A 25567-nucleotide genomic window follows, 5' to 3' on the forward strand; every position below is an offset into this window, starting at 1 on the left:
TTTTAGTTATTTTGATTTATAAATCCTTACATAATCGATTAAGAATTTCTGAGGATAAATCCCCGAATCGACGCCTTCTTTCCCACCCCAATTACCGCCGACAGCTTGATTAAGAATCAAATAAAACGGCTGATCAAATGGCCAAGCATCGTAAGTTTTTTCTGAATTGATGTAAGTAAAGTACTTTTTGTTATCTACGAACATTTCTATTTTGTCAGGAGTCCAATCAGCTCTATAAACATGAAATTGGCTGGTTGCATCTTTCACAATAATCGTATCAGTTTTCTGAGTTCCGATGATGTGATTGTACTTTTTGGTATGAACAGATCCGTGGACAAAACCCTCGTTATAACCAACATGTTCCATTATGTCGATTTCCCCGTCATCCGGCCATTCCTTGATATTTTTACTTAGCATCCAGATAGCTGGCCATGTTCCTTTTCCTTTTGGTAACTTAGCTCGCAATTCAATGCTTCCATACTGAAAAGGGAAAGTTTCTTTTGTAATTAACTTTGCGGAAGTATAATCATTCTTTTCCCATTTTTCTTTTCTGGCTTCTATGATGAGATTTCCGTTTTCTACTCTAGCGTTTTCTTTCCGGTCTTTGGTATAAAACTGAAGCTCATTATTACCAAAACCATCGCCTCCCACTTCGAATGTCCATTTTGAAGGATCAATCATCGCTCCGTTAAATTCATCCTGAAAAATCAACTCTCTTTTGTCTTTTGCTGTGGAACAGGATATTGCTATAGACAACAAAATAATATTAGAAATAGAAAAAACTCTTTTCATACTAATTGTTTGAAATTAAAAGACAAATGTTGCGACAGACTTTGGCGTTAATGATGTAACTGCGGTTTTATTTTTAAATCTGATATTAAAATTTTCGGTAGTATCACCTTCATTCAGAACAATCAAAGCTGTCTTTCCATCGGGTCTTGTAAATGCAACCGAACTCAGATTTCCCGGCTGCGTTGATGCAATTCTTTGAGAATTTTGAGGAACAAATTTAGAAGCCTGAGCGATGATATAATAAGCTACGTTTCTTGTAAAAGCTTCACTTGAATTAATTGTAATGGCGCCTTTACACTCTGTACAACCGCCTGTTGTATGAGGATTAAATGAAGCATCATTAGCAATATTCCATTCCAGTGCTACTTTGCTCCAGTTTCTCATAGAGCCAATGATGACATTTTTAGTATGCCAAACAAAATCTCCTGAAAATGAAGAATTAGCACCCGTCCATTGCTCTGTAAAATATAAGTTTTTGTTTGGGTATGCTAAATGTACATTACTTAAAACTGAGATATTTCCAGCATAAAGGTGAAAAGCTGAGCCATCAACATATTTTGCAGCTTCAGCGTCTGCTAAGATGTTCATTGGATAATCCGGCTTGTCACAATTGTGATCATAAAGAATAATTTTAGTGCTGATATTAGCTGTTTGAAAAGCAGGTCCCAAATGATTTTTAATAAATTCCCCTTGTTGTGCAGAAGTCATATACATACTTGGATTGTTCCCCGGATGCAAAGGTTCATTCTGAGGTGTGATAGCATCAATAGTGATTCCCTGCGCTTTCATCGCCTGTATGTATTTTACAAAATATTGAGCATAAACACTATAGTATTGAGGTAATAAACTGCCACCAACACTGCTTCCGTTATCTTTCATCCAAACCGGTGGTGACCAGGGCGTTGCAATGATTTTGATATTTGGGTTGATTGTCAGGATTTTTTTAAGCATATCAATCACTGCCTGATCTTTTGCTAATGAAAATTGAGAAAGTGAAGGATCTGTCTGTCCTGCAGGCATATCGTCATAAGAAAAAACTTCTGCGTTAAGGTCAGATGCACCGATGCTTAGTCTGAGATAGCTTACTCCGATTGAATTCTCATTATTGGAAAAAAGATTCTGAAGCAATTCCTCTTTTTTTGATGCTGATAATTGATTGATTACCTGAACGCTACCACCTGTCAAGGTATAGCCAAAACCGTCAATCATTTGATATTTCTGCTCTGAGTCAATATCTATCGTTTGATAATTATTAGAAGCATTTTTGAAATAAATATCGTTTTGCTTTTGAAGTTTAACCGTTTCATCTGCTTTTGTCAGCCAAAATGATGCAGAAGTATAATTTCCATTATCTTCTCCATTGTCACCGGGAGGATTGGCTTGTTCATCTACACTGCTGCTTTGACAAAACAGGAGAGAAAAAAACGTAATTCCTAAGAAAAATAACTTGTTAGGGAAAATTTTATTATTGTACATTTTAATAGATTTATTGAAAATCAACAGCTTCCAAAGAAAATTGTATTGAAATAATTTAGATTTTCCAATACAGCTCTCTTTTTAAAAGAGAAGCTTAATTGATGTTAATTGAATGTGAAAAAAATGAAAGAGGTTTTTGAGGACCTCTTTCACCCTAAGAATATGATAAGAAAAAATTAGTTTACTCCTCGGAATTCTACTTTAGTAATAGAAATTCCATCTTTCATATCATTACCACCGGAACGGATTGCAAAATAGGCTACTCCGGTTTTGGTAGCAGTGAAGATTCCATCAGGATTATTAGAATTTTTGGATCCTACATTTGAAATTTTACCTTCGAAAGCAGTAGTCCCGCTACCAGCCCAAGTGTTAATAGCTCTCAGCCAGGTTGAATCGTTACCATCACCAGTATAATCATTATTGGCCGTAGGTTTTGTGTAACCAACGTAGATTTCAAACCAGGAATCAGAAACGCCTTTTGAGCTGACAACGGCATCGGCTTTGTATTTGCGTCCTTCTACAACATTGACAGCTTGGTACATCACGTTTCTGTCCCAGCCTTTCGCTGTAAAAGTAGCTTTACTATTGGCAAGATCCCAGACCCATAAAGCAGTATTGGATGGATTAGGAAAGGTTAGTGACCATTTTGCCACATCTGTTGCGTCAGCAAATTTTCCTCCTTGGATCATATTTCCAGCAGCAGGATCTGATTTATCAACAGTAATTGTTTGACTGGCTGTTCCGCCAACGATTCCACCTTGCCCAATAATTTGGTGTTGAACTGTATAAGTCCCCTGATCTGGAATAAAGACATCATAAATGTTTGGTCCAGCACCGAATCCACCTCCATCTCCTAAATCCCATTTTGAAGAGATATAATTATTGTTGGAAGCAGTTAATCTGTAATGATTTTCAGAAGTTTTAGTAACAGTGAAGGATGCGTCTGAATTAGTAGGAGTTAGACCGTTTCCGTCGCCGTCTACCCTATCAGGGCTGCAAGAAATCGTATTTGTTACTACTATTCCTAAGATTAAAAATGATTTATTAAATGTTAATTTCATATTAATTATATTTAGGATTTTGAATGATTGATGTATTTTGAAGTTCGGTATATGGAATAGGTAAAATTTCATTTTTACCTGCAACAAAACCTTTAAAAGCTAGAGCAGCTGGTGCATCCCCCCATCTTACAAGGTCAAACCAACGATGTCCCTCACCAGCCAATTCTCTTCTTCTTTCATCTTTGATTGCCTGCATAGAAACTGGTACAGATGATAGTCCAACTCTTGCTCTTACCGCATCCAATAATGCCTGTGCTCTTGCGCCTGTTGCACCAAGTGCTTCGGCTTCCATTAGATATGTATCGGCTAGTCGAATTGCCATATAATTCTGTCTGAAGTTAAGCTCTGGGGCACCAGGAGAATCTGATAATCCAGATTTGTAAGGAGCAAATTTTTTCAGAAAATATCCTGTATCCAGATTAGCTGGTGAATATTTTATCTTTCCTTCCTGCTCTAACTTTTTTGCATCAATTATTGTAGCATCAAAACGAGGATCGCCTTGCATAAAATTGTATAGATTGTCCGTAACTGTATTGAATGACCAACCAGAAATCAAAATAGGCGCATCATTATTTGGAATATCCTGAATAGTGTAAGATCTTGGCCCTGTCATAATACAAACTGAATTACCTTCATCTTTTCCTTGTCCCCAAAATCCCCAATCTGACAAACCTTTATTACTATAAACAGCTTCTAAAACACCTTCAGAAGTAAATTTGTTATTAGTTTCCCAAAGACTACTGAAATTACTTACTAACTTATAGCCATATTGGCTTGTCTGCCCAGGAGTTCCATTGACTTCTGCAAATTGTGCAGCTGCTTCCGCTTTTTTATTATCATACAAATAAATTTTTCCTAAGATAGCTTTTGCACTACCTTGAGTTAATCTGCCTCTATCGCTGTTTACTGTTATCGTCATAGGTAAATCTGACATTACTTTTAGAATGTCTGCTTCAATCTGGTCATAAATCTCCCTTGGCTTAACCTGTGGAATATGCCAATAATCATCGGTATATTTAATAGGCTTCAAAATCAAAGGGATGTTACCGAACATTCTAACAAGTTCAAAATAGTATAATGATCTTAATACTGTTGCTTCAGCAGTAATTCTCTTCTTAAAATTTTCATTTACTGGAGATTCCGGCAGTCTAGCCAAAATAAAGTTTGCTCTTGCGACACCCTGATAATAGTCCTTCCAATAGCTCGCAGGCATAGAATTGGGATTGATATTATAATTATTAAAGCCCTGAATTCCAGCGCCGTCACCAGCATTACCACCTCCTGAATAAAAATCATCTGAGCCGGCGTTAAAGAATGTTACCATATTTTCAAAACCTCCACAATATTTTTTCATAATATCGTACACGGCTACTGTAGCACTAATACATTGTTCTTCTGACCGGAAATAGCTGTCTTCATCAAAAGCACCCGTATTTTCTACATTACCAATGTAGTCACCACTACAGTTGATATTACTAAAAGAAGCTCCTGCTAACATAAACATTGCAAAGCCTTTATATATATATTTTCTATTTTTCATTTCTTAATAATTAAAATTGAATATTAGCACCTAATAAAAATGTTCTGGCTTGTGGATAATATGCTCTATCTATTCCATATTCATTTCCCCCTGCAATTTCGGGATCATAACCAGTATATTTTGTAAATGTAAATACATTTTCGCCGGTAATGTAAAATCTAACCTTACTTGCTCCAAAAGATTCTGAAACATTTTTTGGCAATGTGTAACCCAGCTGAATTAATTTAATTCTCATATAATCTCCTTTTTGCAAATAGTAAGGTGACATCTTGCTATAATTGCCGTTTGGATCATCTCTTGTCAATCGAGGATAATCATTTGTGGAACCTTCACCTGTCCATCTATTTAGAATCGCTGTCTGGTAGTTTGCATCAAGCATATCTAATCTTCTTAGTCCTTGTAAAAGTTTATTTCCACCCTGCCCTTGCGCAAAAACCATCAAATCAAAATCCTTATAATTTAAATTAAAAGTAAATCCGTAAGTAAATTTTGGTAAAGAGCTACCTATGTCAACCATATCATCAGGAGATGTCAAATCAATCTTGCCATCTCCATTATTATCCTGCCATATAAAATCTCCTGGTTTGGCATTGGGTAAAAGCATTTGTCCATTAGCATTTACATAAGAATTGATTTGGGCCTGATTTTGAAAAACACCACTATAAGTATATCCGTAGAAAGTTCCCATCGGCTTTCCTACCTGAAATCTTGATACTGTACCCATAGTATGGAGACTATAAGCTGACTTCCAGTCTACATCATCTTCCAAACGAAGAATCTTATTTTGATTTGTGGCAAAATTACCCACGATAGAAATTCCGAAATCTTCCCAATTTTTCTTATAACCAAGCTCAAACTCCAAACCTCTATTCTCCATGTCACCAATATTTGCAAAAGGATCAGTAGGAACTCCCACATATCCAGGTATTGCGACTTGTCTTAAAATATCCGTTGATTTTTTGTAATACCAGTCAAATCCAAGTGTAAAGTTTGATAGGAAGCGTATATCTGCGCCTACGTTTGTCTGGGCCGTTTCTTCCCACTTTAGTTTGGGATTTCCCAAGGTATTAGGCGAGTAACCGATGATTATATTAGTATCAGGGTAAGTTCCATCAGGATAATTACTGCCAGCAACTAACGAACTCCTGAACATAAAGTTATCTATTGCATCATTTCCAAGAATTCCGTATCCACCTCTTAGCTTGATTGTATTAATAATATCATTATCTCTCCAGAAACCTTCTTTGTGTACATTCCATCCTAAAGAAAAAGAAGGGAAATTACCCCAATGATTGATAAATTTTGATGAGCCGTCACGACGGAATGTACCTGTAAATAGGTATCTGTCATTATAATCATATATTATTCTTCCAAAATAAGAAGCTCTTCTGGTCTGTACATAATCCCAGGCTGTACCTAATTTATATTTCGGATCAACATCATAGAAAGCTGCATCTTGCCAAGTATCAACAGGAATATGAGTATAGGTTACTGTTTCACCAGAACCAATATCGTAACGATATACACCTTGACCTACCATTACATTAATATTATGATCACCGAATTTTTTTTGATAATTCAAAGTATTTTCCATACTCCATTCAAACTTAGTATTTGTGGTTCTACTAATATTATTGAATGATATGTTATTTAGCGAAGGGCTCAAATAAAATAAAGGATTAAAACCCTGATTGCCCCAAAATGATTTTTTACCATTTAGACTGGTCTTGAAATGAAGTCCATCGGTAAGTCTTAAATCTGCAAATACATTTCCAACAAAATCATCTGACCAGTTTGTTCTTCCCAATCTTGTCTGACGATATGCCAAAGGATTTGACATTTCTTGATTTACCCACGGTGATATTCCGTAAGGATTTCCATTAGGATCTCTTATAATAAGTGGACTAGAATAATCATTAGGATTTACTAAAGACCAATCAGTAACGACAGCAGGAGTAATTGGATCAAGATTAATAGCAGAACTTAATGGACCTCCAAAAGTTTCATTTGTAGGAATTCCGACATTACTTTGACGTGTATATAAAAAAGTCTGTCCAATTGTTAAAAAGTCAAAAACTTTATGAGTAGAATTTAAGCGAGCATTTATTCTTTTATAATTAGAAATATCACCCATAACAATACCGGTTTGGTCAAAATAGCCAAATGAAGCATAATATGTTGATTTGTCATTTCCACCACTAATTGCTATTTCCTGAGATTGTCTGTTTCCGGTATTAAAAATATAGTCTTGCCAATTAGTACCAACTCCGTATTTTGCAGGATTGGTAAATCTTGGTGCTTTACCGTCATTGACAAAAGCTTCATTGATTACTGTGGCGTATTGTGTTGCATTAAGAAGATCTAACTTTCTTGAAGCTTCAGATACACCAAAACTACCATTATATGAAATATTTAATTTCCCCTTTTTTCCTTTTTTAGTGGTTACTAAGATTACACCTCTGGCAGCAGAAACACCATAAATTGCTGATGATGCACCATCCTTTAAAACTTCGATGCTTTCAATATCAGACTGATTTAACCAGCCAATTCCATCTACAATAATCCCATCTACAACCCACATCGGATCATTGCCGCCGGCACCGAAACTTGTAATACCTCTCACTCTAACAGTAGCAGCAGACCCTGGCTGGCCGGAATTTGTGACTACAGATACACCCGCAGCTCTACCTTGTAAAACTTGTTCTGGTTTACCTGCCGGAATGTCCTCAATATCTGAGGCCTTAATACTAGCAATGGCTCCTGTTACATTGCTTTTCTTTTGAGTCCCATAACCGATAACGACTACCTCTTCTATTGCTTTTTCTTTAGAAGCAGTATCTCTTACCTGTTGCTGAGCTGAGTAGTTGGCTGTGAAGTAAAGCACAGCTGCTAACCCAAGACATTTTGAATACTTTAAGTTCATATTTTAATTAATTTTTGTTAATCTCAAACTGAGACAATAAAAGTATCTTTTTTTTTGATACGACAAAATTTTTTTTTAATTTTTTAAATATTCCTTTATTAATGAGACATTTAAAGAGATGATTATCATAGAAAATTATTATTTTTATTATATTTGGAATCCCCAAAAAAGATGTCTAATGTTAATAATAAGTTAATAACGATTTAAATGACTGTTAATAGAAATAAGATAAAAGCGCCATTGATTTTGAATTTTTTGATCTTTTCAATGCTGCTTAACAGTATGGGGGTAATTATTCTTCAACTTTCCAATCAGGTTTCCTATAAAGGTTTGGGGGTTTTAGAATCTTTTAAAGATATTCCAATTGTTATCGTCTCATTGTTATGTGTCAATCTGATTAATAAGACGGGTAATAAAAACGCATTGATTATTTCTCTCCTATTTGTTATAATAAGTTGTGTTGCATTGCCACTTGTGGATGCTTTTTGGTTTTTTAAAATATGGCTGAGTATTGTTGGAGTCAGCTTTGCGTTGGCTAAAATTTCAGTTTTCAGTATTATAAAAAATAATTTTAAAGACAGGCAACTGGCTAGCGCTATAAGTAGTGTTGATGCGGCATTTATGATAGGTATTTTCTTTGTCAACATAGGTTTTGGAAGTTTATTGACAAGTTCTTACGCTAACTATTGGAAATTTGGGTTTTGGATTATAGCATTATTGAGCATCATTAATGTAATAATGTTGAAATCTTTAAAAATTGAAGAAGACAAAATTATAGAGCCAGCAATGCCTGGAGAGTGGAAATTTTTTTTCAAGCCCAAAATAATCATATTCTTTATCGTCGCTTTTTTTGTGGTCTTTGTAGAACAGAGTTTTAATTCCTGGCTGCCAAGTTTTTTCAAAAATAATCTTAAAGTTAACTCCTATTTTGCACTACAATCATCTGCTTTCCTGGCACTGTTTTCTTTTTTTGGAAGGTTAATTACAAGCAGATTAATACTGAGATTTCATTGGTACAGATTTGTTATAATATGTTTGTGCATGGTATTGTTTATATTGGCAATTTCCCAAATTGTGATAATATATTTTTATAATGATTTCAAATTTTTACTTGTATTCATTATACCTATCATCGGACTATTTCTTTCGCCACTGTTTCCGCTCTATAATTCAGAGATATTGAACCAGGTTTCTAAGCAGAAAACCCATTTATTTGTCTCGTGGGTTGTAATATTTTCATCATTGGGAAGTTCGGTCGGATCGCTGTATATGGCAATGATTTTTCATGAAAAATTAAGTTATTTTTATCCTTTCTTCATTTCATTACCATTATTAATTATATTTGGACTCACTTTTTTCTTAAATAAAACTTCAATAATCAATGGCCAAAAACAATAAAATCAAGCAGAATCTTAAAGAACTTATCGACACCAAAGACTTTGTAGAACATGTCTCCGTGGATTGTGTGATTTTTGGTTTCCATAAGGATACTTTAAAGGTTCTTTTGCTCAAATATCACGACCTTGATCTTTGGGCTGTTCCGGGAGGATTTATCTTTAATGATGAAAATCTGAATGATGCTGCTGCCAGAACTTTATACGAAAGAACACATCTTTCGGACGTTTTTTTGGAGCAGTTTTACACTTTTGGGGACAGCAAAAGAACAGAGAATAATACACACCAGAAATTATTAGAAAACAGAAATATCGAAGTCGAAAAAAACCACTGGATTTATCAACGATTTATATCCGTAGGTTATTGTGCTTTAGTAGATTACACCTTGACACATACTTTCCCTGATTCTTTTAATGAGATTTGCCAATGGTTTGATATTGATAAAATCCCTAACATGGCATTTGACCATCAGGAGATGATCGAAAAAGGACTTTTATATCTTAGAAAAAATATTGATTATCAGGTAATGGGAAGCAACCTTCTTCCGGACAAATTTACGATGAAAGAACTCCAGCATCTTTATGAATCAATTCTTGGAGAACCTCTGAGACGCAATAATTTCCAGAGAAAAATGTTAAGCCTCAATATTTTGGAAAGATTAGAAAAGCATTACAGCGGATCGGCCAACAAAGCGCCCTATCTTTACAGATTCCTGGATAATCCCAAAATTTCTAATGCTGATTTTCTGGATAAATAAAAGCAACTCTATTGAGTTGCTTTTTTTAATTTTTATCTTGTATTTTTTCCATCGACTATGATCCGGTCTGGTCTGTTAGCAAGTTCCCAAGCCGTTGCGAAAACAAGCTGCGTTCTCTTTTGCAACAATGGATAATCAATTTTATCAGGTGTATCGCTTGGTTTATGATAATCCTCGTGGATTCCGTCAAAGAAAAATGCGACAGGGATATTGTGTTTAGCAAAGTTATAATGATCTGATCTGTAATATAATCTCTGCGGATCTTTTGGATCATCATATTTATAATTCAGTTCAAGATTTACCGTTTTTTCGTTGGCTGCAACATTGATTTTTTTCAATTCCGAACTCAACATTTCCGAACCGATAACATATACATATTGTTTGCCTCTGTTTTCCGGATCGTCGCGTCCGATCATATCAATATTGAGATCTGCTACGGTATTAGCCAAAGGAAAAACAGGATGATCCGAATAATATTCGGAACCGAAAAGTCCGTGTTCCTCACCTGTTACGTGTAAAAAAAGAATAGAACGCTTTGGTCCGTAACCTTTTTTCTTGGCTTCCTGAAAAGCTTCGGCAATTTCCATCACAGCCACTGTTCCGCTTCCGTCATCGTCTGCACCATTGTAAACTTCACCTTTTTTCATCCCAACGTGATCGTAATGGGCAGAAACAACAATGACTTCATCAGGCTTTTCTGATCCGGGAATGAAAGCCAAAATATTTTCTGAATCAGGAAGTGTTTCACCATATTTTTTCATAGCCTCGGAAGGAACTTTCTGATAATAAGAACCTAATGCCGGAGGAAATCCAATGCCATTCTTCTTGTATTGTTCAATCATATATTCTCCTGCCCTTTTCTGACCAGCACTTCCGGTGTCTCTGCCTTCCATCTTGTCATCAGCAATAACGTAAAGATTTTCCTTCAGTTCGTTCACGGTGATGCTGTTATATGCATCTTTGAAACCTTTTCCTTCATAAGTGAAATTTTTTGTGGAAGCGCAGCTGTTAAGAACGGCAACTCCGATCAAAAAACCGTACAGTTTTACATTTCTCATATATTTTTTAATATTAAGTCGAAGTAATAAAATGAATGTTACAAAGACTTTTGAAACTTTTTGATTTTAAATTCTGTTATAAGAATTATCAATTCCTGTTAACAAAGTAAAAGTCTTCAATGAATAATCTGTGCTGGAAAATTTTTTAACAACATTCTAATTTTCTATATTAGGAATTAAAGTCAATTTTCCAATTATTTATATTTTTTCTCCAAATGTCAGTAAAGTTCCTGCAGGATCAATCAGAGAAAATTCTTTCATGCTCCAGGATTTGCTTTCTAATGAACCGTTTGGATGAATTGCAATTCCTTTATCCTGGATCTGTTGATAAAATTTATCAATATTGTTTGAGATTTTCAGATAAAGCATAAAATCTGATTTTGCCGGCGTCAACTCTTTAAACTCGAAGAAATGAACTTCTGAATTATTATAAACAGCAATCAAATAATTGCCATAATCTGCCGTGAATTCGAAGCCCAAATTCTTATAATAATCGATTGTATTCTGCTTATCAATAAAAGGCAGCTTGGGAATTATTTGTGAAATCATATATTGAATTTTAATTAGTTATAAAATTTAAGCTAATTCATCATTCCATTCTCTGATGGTGACTTTGGCGATCAGACCTTCCTGAACAAAAGGATCACCATTAACAAACGCCTCAGCAGATTCTTTATTGACAAAAATTGCCATTGCGCCTTCTCCCGGATTACCAAAAGCGCCTGTTCCTAAGACTTTTCCAGACTTTATAAACTCCGCTTCGAACTCCTCATGGCGAGGAAAAACTGCCATAAATTCATCCATAGATTTGTCAGTTGCGTGTTCGTAAAAAATTACTGCTTTCATATTTGTATATTTTTAATTTAATTATTTATAATCATTATTTTAGTGCGCTTCCAGCCAATTATCGCCCACACCAACTTCCACCAAAAGAGGAACATTAGTTGGAAAAGCAGATTCCATTTCTTTTTTAATGAGTGATTTTGCAGTTTCCACTTCATCAATTGGTGCTTCGAAAAGTAATTCATCGTGAACCTGCAAAAGCATTTTGGTTTCCAGTTTTTGAGTTTCCAGTTCGCTGTCGATTTTTATCATTGCCAGTTTGATAATATCAGCAGCACTTCCTTGGATTGGCGCATTCACAGCATTTCTCTCGGCGTGACCTTTGACTACAAAATTGGTAGAATTAATATCTTTCAAATGACGTTTTCTTCCGAGAATCGTCTCCACATAACCGAGCTTTCTGGCTTTCTCGATCTGCTCATTCATATATTCTTTCAACCTTGGGTAGGTTTCAAAATAAGCATCTATCATTTTCTTGGCTTCGGTTCTGGAAAGTCCGGTTTGATCTGCTAATCCAAATGCACCTTGTCCATAAATGATACCAAAGTTTACTGTTTTTGCCTGACTTCTCTGGATTTTTGACACTTCGGACAATTCTATATCAAATAACTTTGCAGCTGTAGAAGCGTGGATGTCTTCGTTGTTCTGGAAAGCTGCAATCATATTCTGTTCCCCAGAAATCTCTGCAATCAACCTTAATTCAATTTGAGAATAATCGGCAGAAATGATCTTCTTGCCTACATCAGAGACAAAGGCACCACGGATTTGCTGACCTCTTAAAGTTCTGATGGGAATATTTTGTAAGTTCGGGTTAACGGAAGCTAATCTTCCTGTTGCAGCCGTTGTCTGCGAGAAATTGGTATGAACTCTGTTATCGGTTTTGTCAATCTGACCCGGCAGCGCATCTACATAAGTAGATTTTAATTTTTGATAGGTTCTGTATTCTAAGATATGTTCTATGATCTCGTGTTTACTGGCTAATTTTTGCAAAATATCTTCCGATGTAGCATATTGCCCGGTCTTGGTTTTTTTCGCTTTGGGATCCAGCTGCATTTTCTCGAAAAGAATCTCACCCAATTGTTTTGGTGAATTCATATTGAATTCTTCTCCTGACAGTTCAAATATCTTCGATTCCAGGTTTTTAAGATCATTCTCGAGGTCTTTACTTTCCTGAGCCAGCCAATTGTTATCTAATTTTACACCGGTTAATTCGATTTTTGCAAGAACTTTCATCAATGGCATTTCGACATTGTAAAACAATTCTTCCAGGTTTTCTTTGGCTAACTGTGGTGCAAATAATTCATAAAGTTGAAATGTAACATCAGCATCTTCTGCCGCATAATCGGTTTGAGTCTGGATGTCAACTTCACGCAGCGTCAATTGATTTTTTCCTTTTTTTCCAATCAAAGACTCTATAGAAACAGGTTTATAATCCAGATACATCTCGGAAAGATAATCCATCCCGTGTCGTCCGTCGGGATTTAGAAGATAGTGTGCGATCATGGTGTCGAACAGCTTTCCTTCGACTTCAATATTATAATTCTGAAGAACTTTGTAATCGTATTTCAGATTATGAGCGATTTTCAGAACATTCTGATCTTCAAAAAATGGACGAAAAATCTCAACAGTTTTCTGGGCTTCTTCCTGATTTTCAGAAATAGGAATGTAATAAGCCAATCCTTTTTTGTAGGAAAAACTCATTCCTATCAACTCTGCTTCCAGTTCATTAAGAGAGGTCGTTTCGGTATCAAAACAAACCGCTTTTTGCTTAAGAAGATTGTCGGCCAGGATCTTTTGCGCTTTCGGGCTATCAATATATTGGTAAAGATGATCGTTTTCCGTGATATTGGTTTTGGTAGTTGTTGCCTGTTCCAATTGCTCAAAAGTGGCAAACAGATCCATTGTTCCGTTTTTGTGTACTGTTACCGTTGCATCCACAACTTCTTTAACTGTAACTTTATCATCGTCACCTTCCATTAGTTCTTCCACATATTCTTTGTTAGCAAAAGCCCGATAAAGATTTTCATACAATCTCCGGAATTCCAGCTCGTCAAAGACTTCTTTTACTTTTTCAAAATCCGGAACTTCCAGGTCATATTGTTCTTCTATGAATTCGATCGGTGCGTCGCAGAGAATCGTTGCTAACTTTTTGGATAACAAACCTCTTTCTGCACTGGCTTCAACTTTTTCTTTAAGCTTTCCTTTTAATGTATGTGTATTGGCCAGAAGATTCTCCATCGATCCAAATTCCTGAATAAATTTCTTAGCCGTTTTCTCACCGACACCATCAAGACCCGGGATATTATCAACGGCATCACCCATCATTCCAAGATAATCGATGATCTGCTTTGGATCACTGATTTCATATTTGGCTTTAACTTCTTCAACACCAAGGATTTCAATATCACCTCCTTTTAGTCCGGGTTTGTAAATCTTGATCTTATCAGTAACCAACTGGGCAAAATCCTTATCCGGTGTTACCATAAAAACATTATAATCTTGCTTTTCCGCTTTGCAGGCAATAGTTCCGATGACATCATCCGCCTCATAACCTTCAACGCCCAAAATAGGAATGTGCATTGCCTCCAGAATCCTGTGGATATATGGAACTGCAATCAGAATAGGTTCCGGTGTATCCTGCCGGTTGGCCTTATATTCTGTAAAATCTTCGTGACGAACATTGGTTTTTCCCACATCAAATACTACTGCCAAATGTGTCGGACGATCTCTTTTAATCAATTCTATCAAAGAATTGGTAAAACCAAAAATAGCTGATGTATTAACACCTTTTGTAGAGATTCTTGGATTTTTGATGAAGGCAAAATACCCACGAAAAATCATGGCGTAGGCATCGATGAGATATAATCTTTTGTCTGTAGAAGTCATAGAAACAAAAGTAAGGAATTTGTTTGTTCTGTCAATGAAAATTAAAAATACGTCATTTGCCTTATTTCTTTACAATATGTACCAAGTTAGATTTGTGAATTATAATTAATAAAAAATTATATCATGAATTCAAAAAACTACTTCAAGAAAATTGCAATTGCTGCAATGGGATTATTTGCTTTTAATGTTCAGGCAAATAATTTAAAAATCACCGGTACAAGTGTTGATACGAGTGCAGGAACCGTTACTTTTAACATCCAATGGGATAATAGCTGGAGGACAAATATTGCTCCTGCCAATTATGATGCGGTATGGGTATTTGTAAAGTATCAGGATTGTGCGGATAAGCTGTGGAAGCATGCTAATCTAAGTGTTGCATCCTCTGATCATTCTACTGCTTCTCCTCTTAAAATAGATGCTGTTACAGATGGCAAAGGCGTTTTTGTTTATAGAAGTGCAATAGGTGGTGGTAATATCTCCTCAACTTCTGTAACTCTTAAGATGAACGTAGCTGCAGCAAACTACGAAAATTACAATTTTAAAGTGTTCGGTGTTGAAATGGTTAATATTCCTTCAGGATCATTTTCTGTTGGTGACGGAACGTCTACATCCACTTACACACAATATACCATTACTGGCAACGGCTCAATCGCTACCTCATCATTAGGAAGCGGTGACAGTGCACCGGTAGCTTTTCCAAAAGGATATAATGCTTTTTACTCCATGAAATATGAGATTACTCAAGAGCAGTATGCAGAATTTTTAAACACACTTACCTATAACCAGCAGGCAAGAAGATCTGTAGCTGCGCCAAATTCTGCTGCAGGAACTTTTGCATTCAGCAATGCTTATGGAAATGGTATCAAGATACAGGTTCCAGGTAATAATGCATCTATACCGGCATTGTATGGTTGTGATGTGACCACAGGAGATTATAATGATGTGAATGATGGGCAGAATGTTGCAATGAATCAACTTTCCTGGTCTGATACTGCTGCATTTTTGGACTGGTCTGCACTAAGACCAATGACGGAACTGGAATTCGAAAAAATATGCAGAGGTCCATTATCTCCTGTTGCCGGAGAATATGCCTGGGGAACAACAGAAATAAATATTGCTTCTTCCACAGGTATTACAAACGCTTATACTGCAAGCGAAGGATTCAACACTGTTGCCAATGGCAGAGCTAATTATTATGCGTCAAGTGGTTGGACAAATGTTGGCGCCGGGAGAACTGTTAAAGTCGGTTTTTCTGCAACCAATTCTTCAGGAAGAGCAACCGCAGCAGCGGCGTATTACGGCGCTATGGAAATGAGTGGTAATACTTATGAATTTGCAGTCACTACCAAAGCAACAGGTAATACTTATACAGGATTGGTTGGAGACGGAGAATTATCAACAACTACTGCAACGGATGGAGACGCTAACCAGGCCTCCTGGCCGGATAACACAGGCGTTTACTTAAGAGGAGGAGATTTTTTGGGTGCAGCAAATTTTAACGGAAACAACAGTTCATTTTTAAGGATTTCTGATAGGGCATCCGGTGCTGCTCTAGCAACCAGGAACGCAGGATATGGTGGACGTGGTGTGAGATAATCATTTCTAATTTGAAAAGAAAGATAACTTTCTACCCAATTTTTAAAATAACAATTAAATCAAATTAGAAGATGAAAACATACCTAACCCAATTATCGGTTTTCTGTCTCATCTTTCTCCTGAATTCTCATCTCAAAGCCCAAGGAGAAGAAGTTTATCCTTACCGTGGCGGAAATGCAGATGGATTTGCAACAGAAACTATAACCAATGCAATCTGTTCTACCCCTTTTCATCAATATGCTTATTTTGGTGGAAATGGGGATGGATTTGCAACAGAGACCTTAGAAAATGCTACCTGCTCTACTCCGTTTCATCAATATGCATATTTCGGGGGAAGTGGCGACGGATTTGCAACGGAAACTATCGAAAATAGTAATTGTCCTACGCCTTATCATTTCTATGCTTATTTTGGAGGAAATGGAGATGGTTTTGCAAAAGACAAAACTGAGGATGTTTGCCCAATTAATCCTCCTGTTGCAAACTTTGTGGCAGATAAGACTAACATATGCGTAGGACAGACTGTAGTTTTTACCGATACCTCTACAAATAAACCAACAGGTTGGAACTGGACTTTTTCCGGTGGATCTCCTGCTACTGCAACTACAAAAACGGTTAATGTTACCTACAATACACCGGGACTGTATCAGGTTAAGCTGGTAGTAGCGAATTATAACGGAACAGATACCATGACAAAAACAGGATATATCAATGTAGTGTCAGATTGCTCAACTTTAGCAGTAGACAACATAAATAGTGAGAAGGTACTCATATTTCCTAATCCTGCGAAAGATATATTGTATCTTCAGTCTCCAAAAGAAGTGCGGAAGATAGAAATATTTGATATGTCCGGAAGAAAAATCCTGGAAAAAACTGTAAATAAAAAAGAAACACAAATTAATATTGAGAAATTAAACTCAGGAATTTACATTCTTAAAACATTTACGGTAAACGATTCAGAAACGTTTAAAATTATTAAAAAAGATTAAAACTAATAACTAATACTATTTTTAACTGCCTATTTTTAGGCAGTTTTTATTTTTATTATGATGTTAAATTTTCTTAAAAAAATATTTATTATGTCAAATATTGGTCGTATTTTTGTATGCGATAATGAAAAAAACACTATACCCTTTCTATTTTAATTTCCTTCTATTAAATATCCTTGTTTCTTGCGCAAATTTGGGAGATAGCCTGATTTATTTTAATAAGAATGCCAAAATCCCGAAAGTAAAAACAGTACTATATTTCAATCCCGAGATTTTTCCGGACATCTCAGAGATCAAAGAGCCTACCTATACTGCTTTTTATACAGCCACTTCTGACCAGATGAAATCTCTGGGAAACCTTAAATATCTCAAAATTGATACACCAATTTCTTTCGATAATGTTGATGCAGGTACTGTTAAAGAAATTTGCAGAAATAATAATGCAGATCTTGCAGTGATTCCGAAAGTGAAATATTTCAAAGTTGGTTTCGGAAAATATGTCTTTTCCAACCAGGTAATTGTGAGTATGAAGCTTTATAATTCTGAAGGCATTTTTGTAATGGAAACGGCTTATGATACTTACAAAGGTAACGGCAGATTGCTGGGATCCGCAGAAAATTCTGTAATTATCGGGACAAAGGGTGCCATTAGGAAAATCAGTAAAGAGCTCAGAAACCGTCAGGTTGTGAATAATGATGCAACTTAATTATTAAGTAATTTTAATCCCTGTTATTCTCGATAATTATTCAGATTTTAATATTTTTGCAAAGCTAAATTTTTAAAAAATCGAGAATCAAGAAATTATATTGAATCCTGCTGACGTTGCAGAATCACTTAGCAAATTGCCGGTGGAAGAACGTATTCTGCAGTTTTTGAAACTTCCGAAATCTGAAAAGGCGGAAGTGTTTTCTCATCTCGATCCTGATTTCCAAGAAGATACCATCAGAAGTATTGCAAGCCACGAAGTTTCTGACATCCTGAACGAAATGTCACCCGATGACAGAACTCAGCTTTTCGAGGATTTTCCGGATGAATTAATCAAGTATTCAATCAATCTGCTTAACCCGCAAGAACGTAGAGTTGCTTTGAAACTCCTTGGTTATGAAGCGGATTCTATTGCCCGTCTGATGACACCTTATTATGTCCAGATACGGAAAGAATGGACAGTTAAAAGATGTTTTCAGCAGATTAAGAAAGTTGGTAAGAAAGTGGAAACACTCAATTTTCTTTATGTAGTTGACGAAAGAAACCGATTGATAGACGATATCACAATAGGTTCTCTCCTATTGGCAGATGAAGAACAATTGATCTCCGAATTGTGTGACGATCATTTTGTTGCAATCAAGACAACAACTTCCAAAGAAAATGCAGTTCCTTATTTTGAGAAATATGACCGAAGTGCATTACCGATCATTACTGAAAATGGCGTTTTGGTTGGAATTGTAACTATTGATGATATTTTGGATCAAATCGAATCTCAAAATACAGAAGACATTCAAAAGTTTGGAGGTTTGGATGCGCTGGATCTTCCTTACACCCAAACCTCAGTTTTCGAGATGGTGAAAAAAAGAGGATTCTGGTTAGTCGTTCTTTTCTTTTCCGAAATGCTGACGGCTTCTGCTATGGGCTATTTTGAGGACGAAATACAAAAAGCTGTTGTATTGGCACTGTTTGTTCCTTTGATTATTTCCAGCGGAGGAAATACAGGTTCACAAGCTGCCACTTTGATTATCCGTGCAATGGCATTACAGGAAATCGGTCTGAAAGACTGGTGGTATGTTATCAGAAAGGAAATATTTACCGGAATTTTTCTTGGAAGTATTTTAGGAATTATTGGATTTTTTAGGATTGCGCTTTGGCAGCAAACCGGGCTTTTCAATTATGGTGAACATTGGGTTTTTGTAGGACTTAGCATTGCTTTTTCTTTGATGCTGATCGTTCTTTGGGGAACAATTTCCGGATCAATGGTTCCTTTTGTTCTTAAAAAACTAAAACTCGATCCCGCGACTTCTTCTGCTCCTTTTGTGGCAACATTAGTGGATGTTACGGGATTGATTATTTATTTTTCTGTTGCAGGATTGTTCCTTACCGGGAAACTTCTCTGATCGATTCAATTTTTCTGACCAATTTTAAATCTTTGCGAAACACACCCCGGTCTAACTAGAGCTCTTTTCCTGAAAAGGAAAAAACGGGAACTCTTCATCTTCGCTCAGGATAAACTACAGTTGAAAAAAAGCACCTAAATAAAAAATGCCACCTTTTTGAGATGACATTTTTTTATTTTTTGATTGGGATATTTTACTTCGCGTAATTGTCCGTGTAATCTTTTTGTGAAGCCAAAATCACTTTTTTAGCGTGCTCTGCCCCATAAACCAAATCGATTTTAACTTTTGCAGGTTCAGTTGGCAGGTTTTTATAGCTCAGGAAATAGTGAAGCAAACGATTGACCTCTGCTTTAGGTAATTCCGAAATATCTCTGATGTGTCCGTAAACCTGATCTTCTACCAATACGGCAATGATCTTATCATCTGCTTCTCCTTTGTCGATCATCTGGAAACCGCCGATTGGAATAGCTTCCATCAAAATATTACCGGAGGTGATGTTGTGCGAGCTGAGAACACAGATATCCAAAGGATCGTGATCGCCTTCTGTTACGTCTGTTGCGCCTGTTGCCACAGCCAGATTTTTAACTTCCTCTTCGCAATATGTTCTCGGGATGAATCCGTATAAAGCAGGAATGATGTTGGAAAATTTCTGAGGACGGTCTACTTTAAGATATCCGGTTTCCTTATCTACTTCATACTTTATAGTATCTGTAGGAACAATCTCTACAAAAACGTTTACCACCTCAGGCGCTTTTTCTCCTGCAGAGATCCCGTGCCAAGGATGTGCTTTAAAATTAGGAATCATGTTTATTTTATATTATTTTGTTAAGTTCTTTTCTAAGATTTTCTATAGTGTCCGAGATATAATCTTCGGAATTGACGTAACCCATCAGAAAAACAGTTTTGAAATCTTCCAGTTTTGAGTTTTCGTTCAGTTCTTCGTAGGTTTTTCTCAGAAGCTGGATGACGTTGTTCTTGCTTGTAAGAATATCCTGCCAGGAAGATTTCGAAATGTATAATTGTTGCGAAGAATTATATTCGAACTCTTCGCTGATATTTTTTTCTGTAAGGAAAACAAACTCGTGCGGCTGAAGATCTCTATCAAATTTCATCACAAGATTGGAAGGTTTCAGACGTTCCAAAAACAATGTCATTCTTTCCAAAGCCTGAAGTTTGATTTCATTATTAGACTTGCTTGCCAGGAAATTTATTTCCTGTTTTTTAAGCCTGACAAAACTGTTCACGAATTGTTTCGCAAAAACCAGAAAAGGTAATGCGATGATAACTGCAACAGCATAAGGTAAATAATCTGAGTCAAACATATTTGAAATCGGATTGCAAAATTAAGAAATTTTTAGACAATTAAGGATGATATCTTTTTTAGAATTCTGAATTACTTGATATTGCTGCAAATCTGAACCAAAACTCTTGAAAAAGACCTCAATTCCACGGATGCTTCCGCCCATAAAATTAAAAGCTTTGGATTCTATATTTTTTTGTAAAATTCTGTCAATCAAGAAAGAAGCGCCATTATGATTTTTGAGCTCCTCATTATTTATCAATCCTAAAAGCGAGTACGAATCCGAATCATCTGTTAGTATTGTGATATTTGTCAAGTGATTTTCAAAATAACTTCCGAACATTTTTAGTTTATTTGATTTTTCAAGAAAGAAAAGATATTCCAAGAAAAAATCCTGATCACTTTGTTTTTCTAAGCCTTTGAAATTATTTTTAATAAAATCCAAAATATGCTCGTGGGTGAAAACCTCTCTAAATTCTAAGTATTGCGCAGTTTTAACAGTTGACTTTCTTCCTTTGAAATACTTTTTTCTTCTGAGAAAAGCGTATTCCTGAACAGGTATAACAAAATTTTTTTTCGTTAATAATTCTGTTTTGAATTCATTATTAAAATTAAAAGCGTAATTCAGAATATTATAATGCTTTTTAAAATACTCAAGAAAAGTTTGATTGATTTCCCTGTTAGAATTTCCAAAGATTCCTAATTGCTGGCAAAACAGAGGCATTATTACGATTTTGAAAAAAGCCTTTTCAACAAAAGGAATCGGCATCACAGCTTCATAATCATTATAAACCAGGAGTTCCCAATTTTTACATAAAAAATCAAGCGTTTCTTTATTGCAATAGAAATTTTTCTGGAAAGAATTTTCTACGCATTGATTATATTTTTCAAAATCAATTTCTTGATAAGATAGTCGTTTAATCATAAAATCCCTTCTTCTTTGAAGCTATAAAATTTATTTTGAGCAATAATGATGTGGTCAAGAAGCTCTATTTCCAATAATTTTCCGGCATCCTTTATTTTATTGGTGATTGCAATATCTTGCTGACTGGGTTTCAGGCTTCCTGCCGGGTGATTGTGAGCTATAACAATTCTGGTGGAAAAGTGTTCCAAAGCTGTTTTGAAAATTACTCTGACATCCGCTACGGAACTTGCAATTCCACCTCGAAAAAGGCAGGTTTTATATAGAATTTTATTTTGATGATTAAGAAAGACTGCCCAGAATTCTTCTGTTGGTAGATCTGAAAGATGTGGCTGTAAAATCTCGAAGATGTCTTTACTATTACTGATTTGTTGTCTTTCAAGAACTTCCTGCTGGGATTTTCTGTTCCCGATTTCCAGGGCTGTTGCAATGGAAATGGCTTTTGCCTCTCCAACGCCTTTGAATTTCATCAAATCTTTGATTGATAACTGACTTAATCTGTGCCAATTATTTTCCACCGATTTCAAAATTCTTCTTGCTAATTCCACGGCAGATTCTTCACGATTCCCGCTTCCCATGATAATTGCCAGCAGTTCCGAATCCGAAACTGCTGCTTTGCCTTTCAAAAGGAATTTTTCTCTTGGGCGGTCGTCTTCCGCAAGGGATTTGATGCTCAATTTGAGTTATTAATTATAAATTATTAATGATCTGTCCGTCTTTCATTACCAACTTTCTGTCGGTGCTTTCAGCTAAAACCGGATTGTGTGTGACAATCACAAAAGTCTGCTGATATTTATCTCTCAAATCAAAAAATAACTGATGAAGGGCATCAGCATTTTTGGAATCCAGATTTCCGGTTGGTTCGTCGGCATAAATGATTTTTGGAGAATTAATCAAGGCTCTTGCAACGGCAACTCTTTGAGATTCACCACCGGAAAGTTCAGAAGGTTTGTGATGCAGCCTGTGCGCAATATTAAGGTCTTCGAAAAGTGAATGTGCTTTTTCGATCACTTCTTTTTCCGCAATTCCTCCGATTTTTGTCGGCAACAAAACATTTTCAAGTGCAGTGAATTCTGGTAAAAGCTGATGGTTCTGAAAAACAAATCCAATATTTTTATTACGAAATTTTGACAATTCCCTATCCTTCATATTTAGAAAGGAATTCCCGTCTAATGAGATTTCTGTTCCGTAACTACCAATGTCAGAAGGTTTGTCCAACGTTCCCAGAATTTGGAGCAATGTTGATTTTCCGGCTCCGGATTCTCCGACAATAGAGACAACTTCGCTTGGTTTGATATGGATATCGACACCTTTCAGAACCTCCAGCGTTCCGTAGAATTTATGTATATTTTTTGCTCGAATCATTATTTTCAATAGGTTGATGTGATCATTTGTTAATTCGATAATTAAAAAAACATTGTCAGATTATCGAATCACCATACTATCAGATTATATCATTTAAATCTTGGTTAATTTAGCAAATTTCAGAATAAGGTTTTTTTCGCCTTCGTTACTGAAAATAACTTTAGCTTTGATATTCTGAGGATCGGTTCCGTCCAGAAAAGTCACTTCTCCAATACCAAAACGGTCGTGGCGAACTTTGTCACCTACTTCTATATCTTCTGAAGATGAGCCGCTTGGATTAATAATCTTAGCCGTGGCGACAGGTTTTAAAGTCTTTTTTGGTGGTGGATTATTGATATTTCTCTCCAGCGTTTTTTTCTCCTCTTTCTTTTTGAAAAATCTAGGTTCAGACGGCCTTTCATCAAAAATATTAGAATTGATTCCGGAATTGTTCACAAATCTTGCTTCCAACATTGGGTTGATGAATTCGATATATTTGGAATCCACTTCGCTCAAAAATCTTGACGGTTCCGAATCTGTAATTTTTCCCCATTGGAAACGGGAAACGGCATAAGTGAAATAAGCCTGCTTTTCCGCTCTTGTCAATGCGACATAGAACAAACGTCTTTCCTCTTCGAGTTCTTCTCTCGTGGATGAGCTCATAAAACTTGGAAACAGATTTTCCTCGAGACCGACAAGGTAAACTACAGGAAACTCCAGACCTTTCGATAAATGAATGGTCATCAGCGACACTTTTTCGCCCTCATCTTTATCGTTCTGAGTATCGGATGATAATGCAATATTTTCCAGGAAATTGGATAAGCTTGGATCGCCATCTTCAATCTGTCTTTGTTCCTCGATAAAACCCTGCATTGAGTTCAATAATTCCTGGATATTTTCAACTCTGGAAATACCTTCCGGCGTTTGATCTTCTTTTAAAAATTTAATCAAACCGCTTCGTTTCGCCACTTCCATTGCAACGTCGTACACATTTTCTGTTTTCAACATCACCTGAAACGCTTTTATCATCGCCCAAAAATCGCCGAGTTTGGTGATAATTCCATTATTTAAACCCAATTGTGGTGCATAAAATCCAAGATTATCCAAAACCTGAGTTATCGGAACATTGCGGGAATCTGCAAAAACAATCAGTTTATTTTGCGTTGTTTCTCCAATACCTCTTGCCGGATAATTGATGATTCTTGACAAGGCTTCGGAATCATTTTCATTAACCAAAATCCTGAGGTAAGCCAATAGATCCTTGACTTCTTTTCTTTGATAGAAAGATAATCCGCCATAAACTCTGTAAGGAATATTCTTCTTTCTGAGCGCATCTTCAAAAGCTCTGGTCTGCGAGTTGGTTCTGTAAAGAATCGCAAAGTCTGAGAATTTTCTCTGTTGTGTGTTATGCAACTCAAAAATATTGGCTGAGACAAAATTCGCTTCGTCAGCATCGGAAAGACTTCGGTAGACTTTTATTTTCTCCCCGACTTCATTTTCGCTGAAAACATTTTTCTTGAATTGTTGTAAATTTTTAGAAATCACAACATTGGCTGCATCTACGATATTTTGGGTAGAACGGTAATTCTGTTCCAGAGAAACGGTTACCGCATCGGGGTAATCTTTCTTGAAATTCAGGATATTATAGATATTCGCACCACGAAATGAATAGATCGACTGTGCATCGTCTCCAACGACACAGATATTCTCGAATTTAGAAGCTAAAGCTTTGACAATCAAATATTGAGAATGGTTTGTATCCTGATACTCATCTACCAGAATGTATCGGAATCTGTCTTGATATTTAGCTAAAACTTCAGGGAATCTTGTTAATAGTTCATTGGTTTTCAATAATAAATCATCGAAATCCATTGCGCCGTTTTTGAAACAGGCCTCGACATATTTTCTGTAAATTTCACCAATCAATCTCATATTCGCTCTTTCATCAGCTTCCATCAATTCCGGGTTGTTGAAATAGGCGTTAACCGTAATCAGATTATTTTTGTATTGAGAAATTCTCGCCAAAACTTTTTTGGGCTTATAAATTTCTGCATCAACGTTCATATCCTTTATCACCTTCTTCAAAACATTGAGAGCGTCCTGTGCATCATAAATCGTAAAATTGGAAGGATAACCGAGATAATGCGCCTCGCTTCTGAGAATACGTGCAAAAACCGAATGAAATGTCCCCATCCAGAGTGACCGCGCATCGCTGACACCAACGACTTTTGCGATACGTTCTTTCATCTCTTTTGCTGCTTTGTTAGTAAAGGTCAAAGCCAGAATATTGAAAGGGTCAACACCATTGGTAATCAGATGCGCGATCCTCATCGTCAGAACTCTGGTTTTGCCGGAACCTGCGCCCGCCAAAACCATCAACGGTCCTTGTAACGTAGTAACTGCCTCAAACTGTGCTTCATTTAATCCTTTCAGATAATCCATTATAGTCTCAAAATTTTAAGATAACAAAAATAGCGAATTTTATGCAATTTCTCGTTTCATTAGAATTTGAATTTCCACGATTAATGGGTAATTTTGCACTGGCAAAAAATAGTTTTTCAAATCGCTGTTTCTAATTCTAAA

General features: G+C 36.1%; 21 protein-coding genes. 6 read left to right on the forward strand and 15 right to left on the reverse strand.

The features are described from left to right. Positions 1 to 6 precede the first annotated feature (6 nt). The 5 genes from AC5P2S_RS08425 to AC5P2S_RS08445 all read right to left on the reverse strand — a co-directional run bounded on the left by AC5P2S_RS08425 (position 7) and on the right by AC5P2S_RS08445 (position 7792). Positions 7 to 792 carry a glycoside hydrolase family 16 protein gene (locus tag AC5P2S_RS08425; RefSeq protein WP_494556948.1) on the reverse strand — a complete coding sequence of 262 codons (786 nt, stop codon included), beginning with the start codon at positions 790 to 792 and terminating at the stop codon, positions 7 to 9. Between the two features lie 15 nt (positions 793 to 807). Further along, complete coding sequence (locus tag AC5P2S_RS08430) at positions 808 to 2268, reverse strand: glycoside hydrolase family 30 protein (RefSeq protein ID WP_494556949.1); 1461 nt, start codon at positions 2266 to 2268, stop codon at positions 808 to 810. Positions 2269 to 2444: 176 nt separating this feature from the next. Next, on the reverse strand, positions 2445 to 3329 hold the full coding sequence (locus AC5P2S_RS08435; RefSeq protein ID WP_494556950.1) for a hypothetical protein: 885 nt from the start codon (positions 3327 to 3329) through the stop codon (positions 2445 to 2447). 1 nt (position 3330) lies between these two features. Continuing rightward, positions 3331 to 4869, reverse strand: coding sequence for a RagB/SusD family nutrient uptake outer membrane protein (locus AC5P2S_RS08440; RefSeq protein ID WP_494556951.1), 1539 nt, complete (start codon positions 4867 to 4869; stop codon positions 3331 to 3333). A 10-nt stretch (positions 4870 to 4879) separates the two neighbouring features. Continuing rightward, on the reverse strand, positions 4880 to 7792 hold the full coding sequence (locus tag AC5P2S_RS08445; RefSeq protein WP_494556952.1) for a SusC/RagA family TonB-linked outer membrane protein: 2913 nt from the start codon (positions 7790 to 7792) through the stop codon (positions 4880 to 4882). Between the two features lie 207 nt (positions 7793 to 7999). Here AC5P2S_RS08445 and AC5P2S_RS08450 point away from each other — a divergent pair, with 207 nt between their 5' ends. Together AC5P2S_RS08450 and AC5P2S_RS08455 are read left to right on the forward strand one after the other, a co-directional pair. Beyond that, positions 8000 to 9190: an MFS transporter gene (locus tag AC5P2S_RS08450; protein WP_283415260.1), complete on the forward strand. Its 1191-nt coding sequence runs from the start codon at positions 8000 to 8002 to the stop codon at positions 9188 to 9190. Further along, positions 9174 to 9944, forward strand: coding sequence for an NUDIX hydrolase (locus AC5P2S_RS08455; protein ID WP_283415261.1), 771 nt, complete (start codon positions 9174 to 9176; stop codon positions 9942 to 9944). Before AC5P2S_RS08450 ends, AC5P2S_RS08455 begins: the two co-directional genes overlap by 17 nt. A 32-nt stretch (positions 9945 to 9976) precedes the next feature. Here the strand turns inward: AC5P2S_RS08455 and AC5P2S_RS08460 are convergent, their stop codons facing one another. From AC5P2S_RS08460 to polA, 4 genes are all read right to left on the reverse strand, one after another. Then, on the reverse strand, positions 9977 to 11002 hold the full coding sequence (locus tag AC5P2S_RS08460; protein WP_494556953.1) for a M28 family metallopeptidase: 1026 nt from the start codon (positions 11000 to 11002) through the stop codon (positions 9977 to 9979). Positions 11003 to 11200: 198 nt separating this feature from the next. Beyond that, positions 11201 to 11551 carry a bleomycin resistance protein gene (locus AC5P2S_RS08465; RefSeq protein WP_283415263.1) on the reverse strand — a complete coding sequence of 117 codons (351 nt, stop codon included), beginning with the start codon at positions 11549 to 11551 and terminating at the stop codon, positions 11201 to 11203. 27 nt (positions 11552 to 11578) lie between these two features. Continuing rightward, positions 11579 to 11848, reverse strand: a complete 270-nt coding sequence (locus tag AC5P2S_RS08470) for a YciI family protein (protein WP_494556954.1) — start codon at positions 11846 to 11848, stop codon at positions 11579 to 11581. Positions 11849 to 11887: 39 nt separating this feature from the next. Next, positions 11888 to 14731, reverse strand: a complete 2844-nt coding sequence (gene polA / locus AC5P2S_RS08475) for a DNA polymerase I (protein WP_283415265.1) — start codon at positions 14729 to 14731, stop codon at positions 11888 to 11890. 123 nt (positions 14732 to 14854) lie between these two features. On the opposite strand from polA, the gene AC5P2S_RS08480 reads away from it, so the two are divergent. From AC5P2S_RS08480 to mgtE, 4 genes are all read left to right on the forward strand, one after another. Further along, positions 14855 to 16327: an SUMF1/EgtB/PvdO family nonheme iron enzyme gene (locus AC5P2S_RS08480; RefSeq protein ID WP_494556955.1), complete on the forward strand. Its 1473-nt coding sequence runs from the start codon at positions 14855 to 14857 to the stop codon at positions 16325 to 16327. A 71-nt stretch (positions 16328 to 16398) separates the two neighbouring features. Beyond that, positions 16399 to 17313, forward strand: a complete 915-nt coding sequence (locus AC5P2S_RS08485; RefSeq protein WP_494556956.1) for a PKD domain-containing protein — start codon at positions 16399 to 16401, stop codon at positions 17311 to 17313. 124 nt (positions 17314 to 17437) lie between these two features. Continuing rightward, entirely contained in the window at positions 17438 to 18019 is a 582-nt protein-coding gene (locus tag AC5P2S_RS08490) for a pyruvate decarboxylase (protein ID WP_283415268.1), read from the forward strand. A gap of 100 nt (positions 18020 to 18119) precedes the next feature. Then, positions 18120 to 19418 (forward strand): magnesium transporter, encoded by a 1299-nt coding sequence (gene mgtE, locus AC5P2S_RS08495; RefSeq protein ID WP_283415269.1) that lies wholly within the window; start codon positions 18120 to 18122, stop codon positions 19416 to 19418. Positions 19419 to 19611: 193 nt separating this feature from the next. Here mgtE and AC5P2S_RS08500 read toward each other — a convergent pair whose 3' ends face one another. From AC5P2S_RS08500 to AC5P2S_RS08525, 6 genes are all read right to left on the reverse strand, one after another. Further along, a complete protein-coding gene (locus tag AC5P2S_RS08500; protein ID WP_374444450.1) occupies positions 19612 to 20223 on the reverse strand; it encodes an inorganic pyrophosphatase in 612 nt (203 codons plus the stop codon). 7 nt (positions 20224 to 20230) lie between these two features. Beyond that, a complete protein-coding gene (locus tag AC5P2S_RS08505) occupies positions 20231 to 20740 on the reverse strand; it encodes a DUF7935 family protein (protein ID WP_494556957.1) in 510 nt (169 codons plus the stop codon). 21 nt (positions 20741 to 20761) lie between these two features. Continuing rightward, on the reverse strand, positions 20762 to 21643 hold the full coding sequence (locus AC5P2S_RS08510) for a hypothetical protein (protein WP_494556958.1): 882 nt from the start codon (positions 21641 to 21643) through the stop codon (positions 20762 to 20764). Then, positions 21640 to 22317: a RadC family protein gene (radC, locus tag AC5P2S_RS08515; protein ID WP_494556959.1), complete on the reverse strand. Its 678-nt coding sequence runs from the start codon at positions 22315 to 22317 to the stop codon at positions 21640 to 21642. The genes AC5P2S_RS08510 and radC overlap by 4 nt, the downstream gene beginning before the upstream one ends. A gap of 13 nt (positions 22318 to 22330) precedes the next feature. Then, positions 22331 to 23005 carry an ABC transporter ATP-binding protein gene (locus AC5P2S_RS08520; protein WP_494556960.1) on the reverse strand — a complete coding sequence of 225 codons (675 nt, stop codon included), beginning with the start codon at positions 23003 to 23005 and terminating at the stop codon, positions 22331 to 22333. A gap of 93 nt (positions 23006 to 23098) precedes the next feature. Next, positions 23099 to 25426 (reverse strand): ATP-dependent helicase, encoded by a 2328-nt coding sequence (locus AC5P2S_RS08525; protein ID WP_494556961.1) that lies wholly within the window; start codon positions 25424 to 25426, stop codon positions 23099 to 23101. Between the last annotated feature and the right edge of the window lie 141 nt (positions 25427 to 25567).

The sequence above is a fragment of the Epilithonimonas sp. 33E genome, from assembly GCF_059372615.1.

What these genes read in the sequence shown, in the direction of transcription:
- AC5P2S_RS08425 (WP_494556948.1), bottom strand. Translation starts at nt 792, where the DNA reads ATGAAAAGAGTTTTTTCTATTTCTAATATTATTTTGTTGTCTATAGCA.
- AC5P2S_RS08430 (WP_494556949.1), bottom strand. Translation starts at nt 2,268, where the DNA reads ATGTACAATAATAAAATTTTCCCTAACAAGTTATTTTTCTTAGGAATT.
- AC5P2S_RS08435 (WP_494556950.1), bottom strand. Translation starts at nt 3,329, where the DNA reads ATGAAATTAACATTTAATAAATCATTTTTAATCTTAGGAATAGTAGTA.
- AC5P2S_RS08440 (WP_494556951.1), bottom strand. Translation starts at nt 4,869, where the DNA reads ATGAAAAATAGAAAATATATATATAAAGGCTTTGCAATGTTTATGTTA.
- AC5P2S_RS08445 (WP_494556952.1), bottom strand. Translation starts at nt 7,792, where the DNA reads ATGAACTTAAAGTATTCAAAATGTCTTGGGTTAGCAGCTGTGCTTTAC.
- AC5P2S_RS08450 (WP_283415260.1), top strand. Translation starts at nt 8,000, where the DNA reads ATGACTGTTAATAGAAATAAGATAAAAGCGCCATTGATTTTGAATTTT.
- AC5P2S_RS08455 (WP_283415261.1), top strand. Translation starts at nt 9,174, where the DNA reads ATGGCCAAAAACAATAAAATCAAGCAGAATCTTAAAGAACTTATCGAC.
- AC5P2S_RS08460 (WP_494556953.1), bottom strand. Translation starts at nt 11,002, where the DNA reads ATGAGAAATGTAAAACTGTACGGTTTTTTGATCGGAGTTGCCGTTCTT.
- AC5P2S_RS08465 (WP_283415263.1), bottom strand. Translation starts at nt 11,551, where the DNA reads ATGATTTCACAAATAATTCCCAAGCTGCCTTTTATTGATAAGCAGAAT.
- AC5P2S_RS08470 (WP_494556954.1), bottom strand. Translation starts at nt 11,848, where the DNA reads ATGAAAGCAGTAATTTTTTACGAACACGCAACTGACAAATCTATGGAT.
- polA (WP_283415265.1), bottom strand. Translation starts at nt 14,731, where the DNA reads ATGACTTCTACAGACAAAAGATTATATCTCATCGATGCCTACGCCATG.
- AC5P2S_RS08480 (WP_494556955.1), top strand. Translation starts at nt 14,855, where the DNA reads ATGAATTCAAAAAACTACTTCAAGAAAATTGCAATTGCTGCAATGGGA.
- AC5P2S_RS08485 (WP_494556956.1), top strand. Translation starts at nt 16,399, where the DNA reads ATGAAAACATACCTAACCCAATTATCGGTTTTCTGTCTCATCTTTCTC.
- AC5P2S_RS08490 (WP_283415268.1), top strand. Translation starts at nt 17,438, where the DNA reads ATGAAAAAAACACTATACCCTTTCTATTTTAATTTCCTTCTATTAAAT.
- AC5P2S_RS08500 (WP_374444450.1), bottom strand. Translation starts at nt 20,223, where the DNA reads ATGATTCCTAATTTTAAAGCACATCCTTGGCACGGGATCTCTGCAGGA.
- AC5P2S_RS08505 (WP_494556957.1), bottom strand. Translation starts at nt 20,740, where the DNA reads ATGTTTGACTCAGATTATTTACCTTATGCTGTTGCAGTTATCATCGCA.
- AC5P2S_RS08510 (WP_494556958.1), bottom strand. Translation starts at nt 21,643, where the DNA reads ATGATTAAACGACTATCTTATCAAGAAATTGATTTTGAAAAATATAAT.
- AC5P2S_RS08520 (WP_494556960.1), bottom strand. Translation starts at nt 23,005, where the DNA reads ATGATTCGAGCAAAAAATATACATAAATTCTACGGAACGCTGGAGGTT.
- AC5P2S_RS08525 (WP_494556961.1), bottom strand. Translation starts at nt 25,426, where the DNA reads ATGGATTATCTGAAAGGATTAAATGAAGCACAGTTTGAGGCAGTTACT.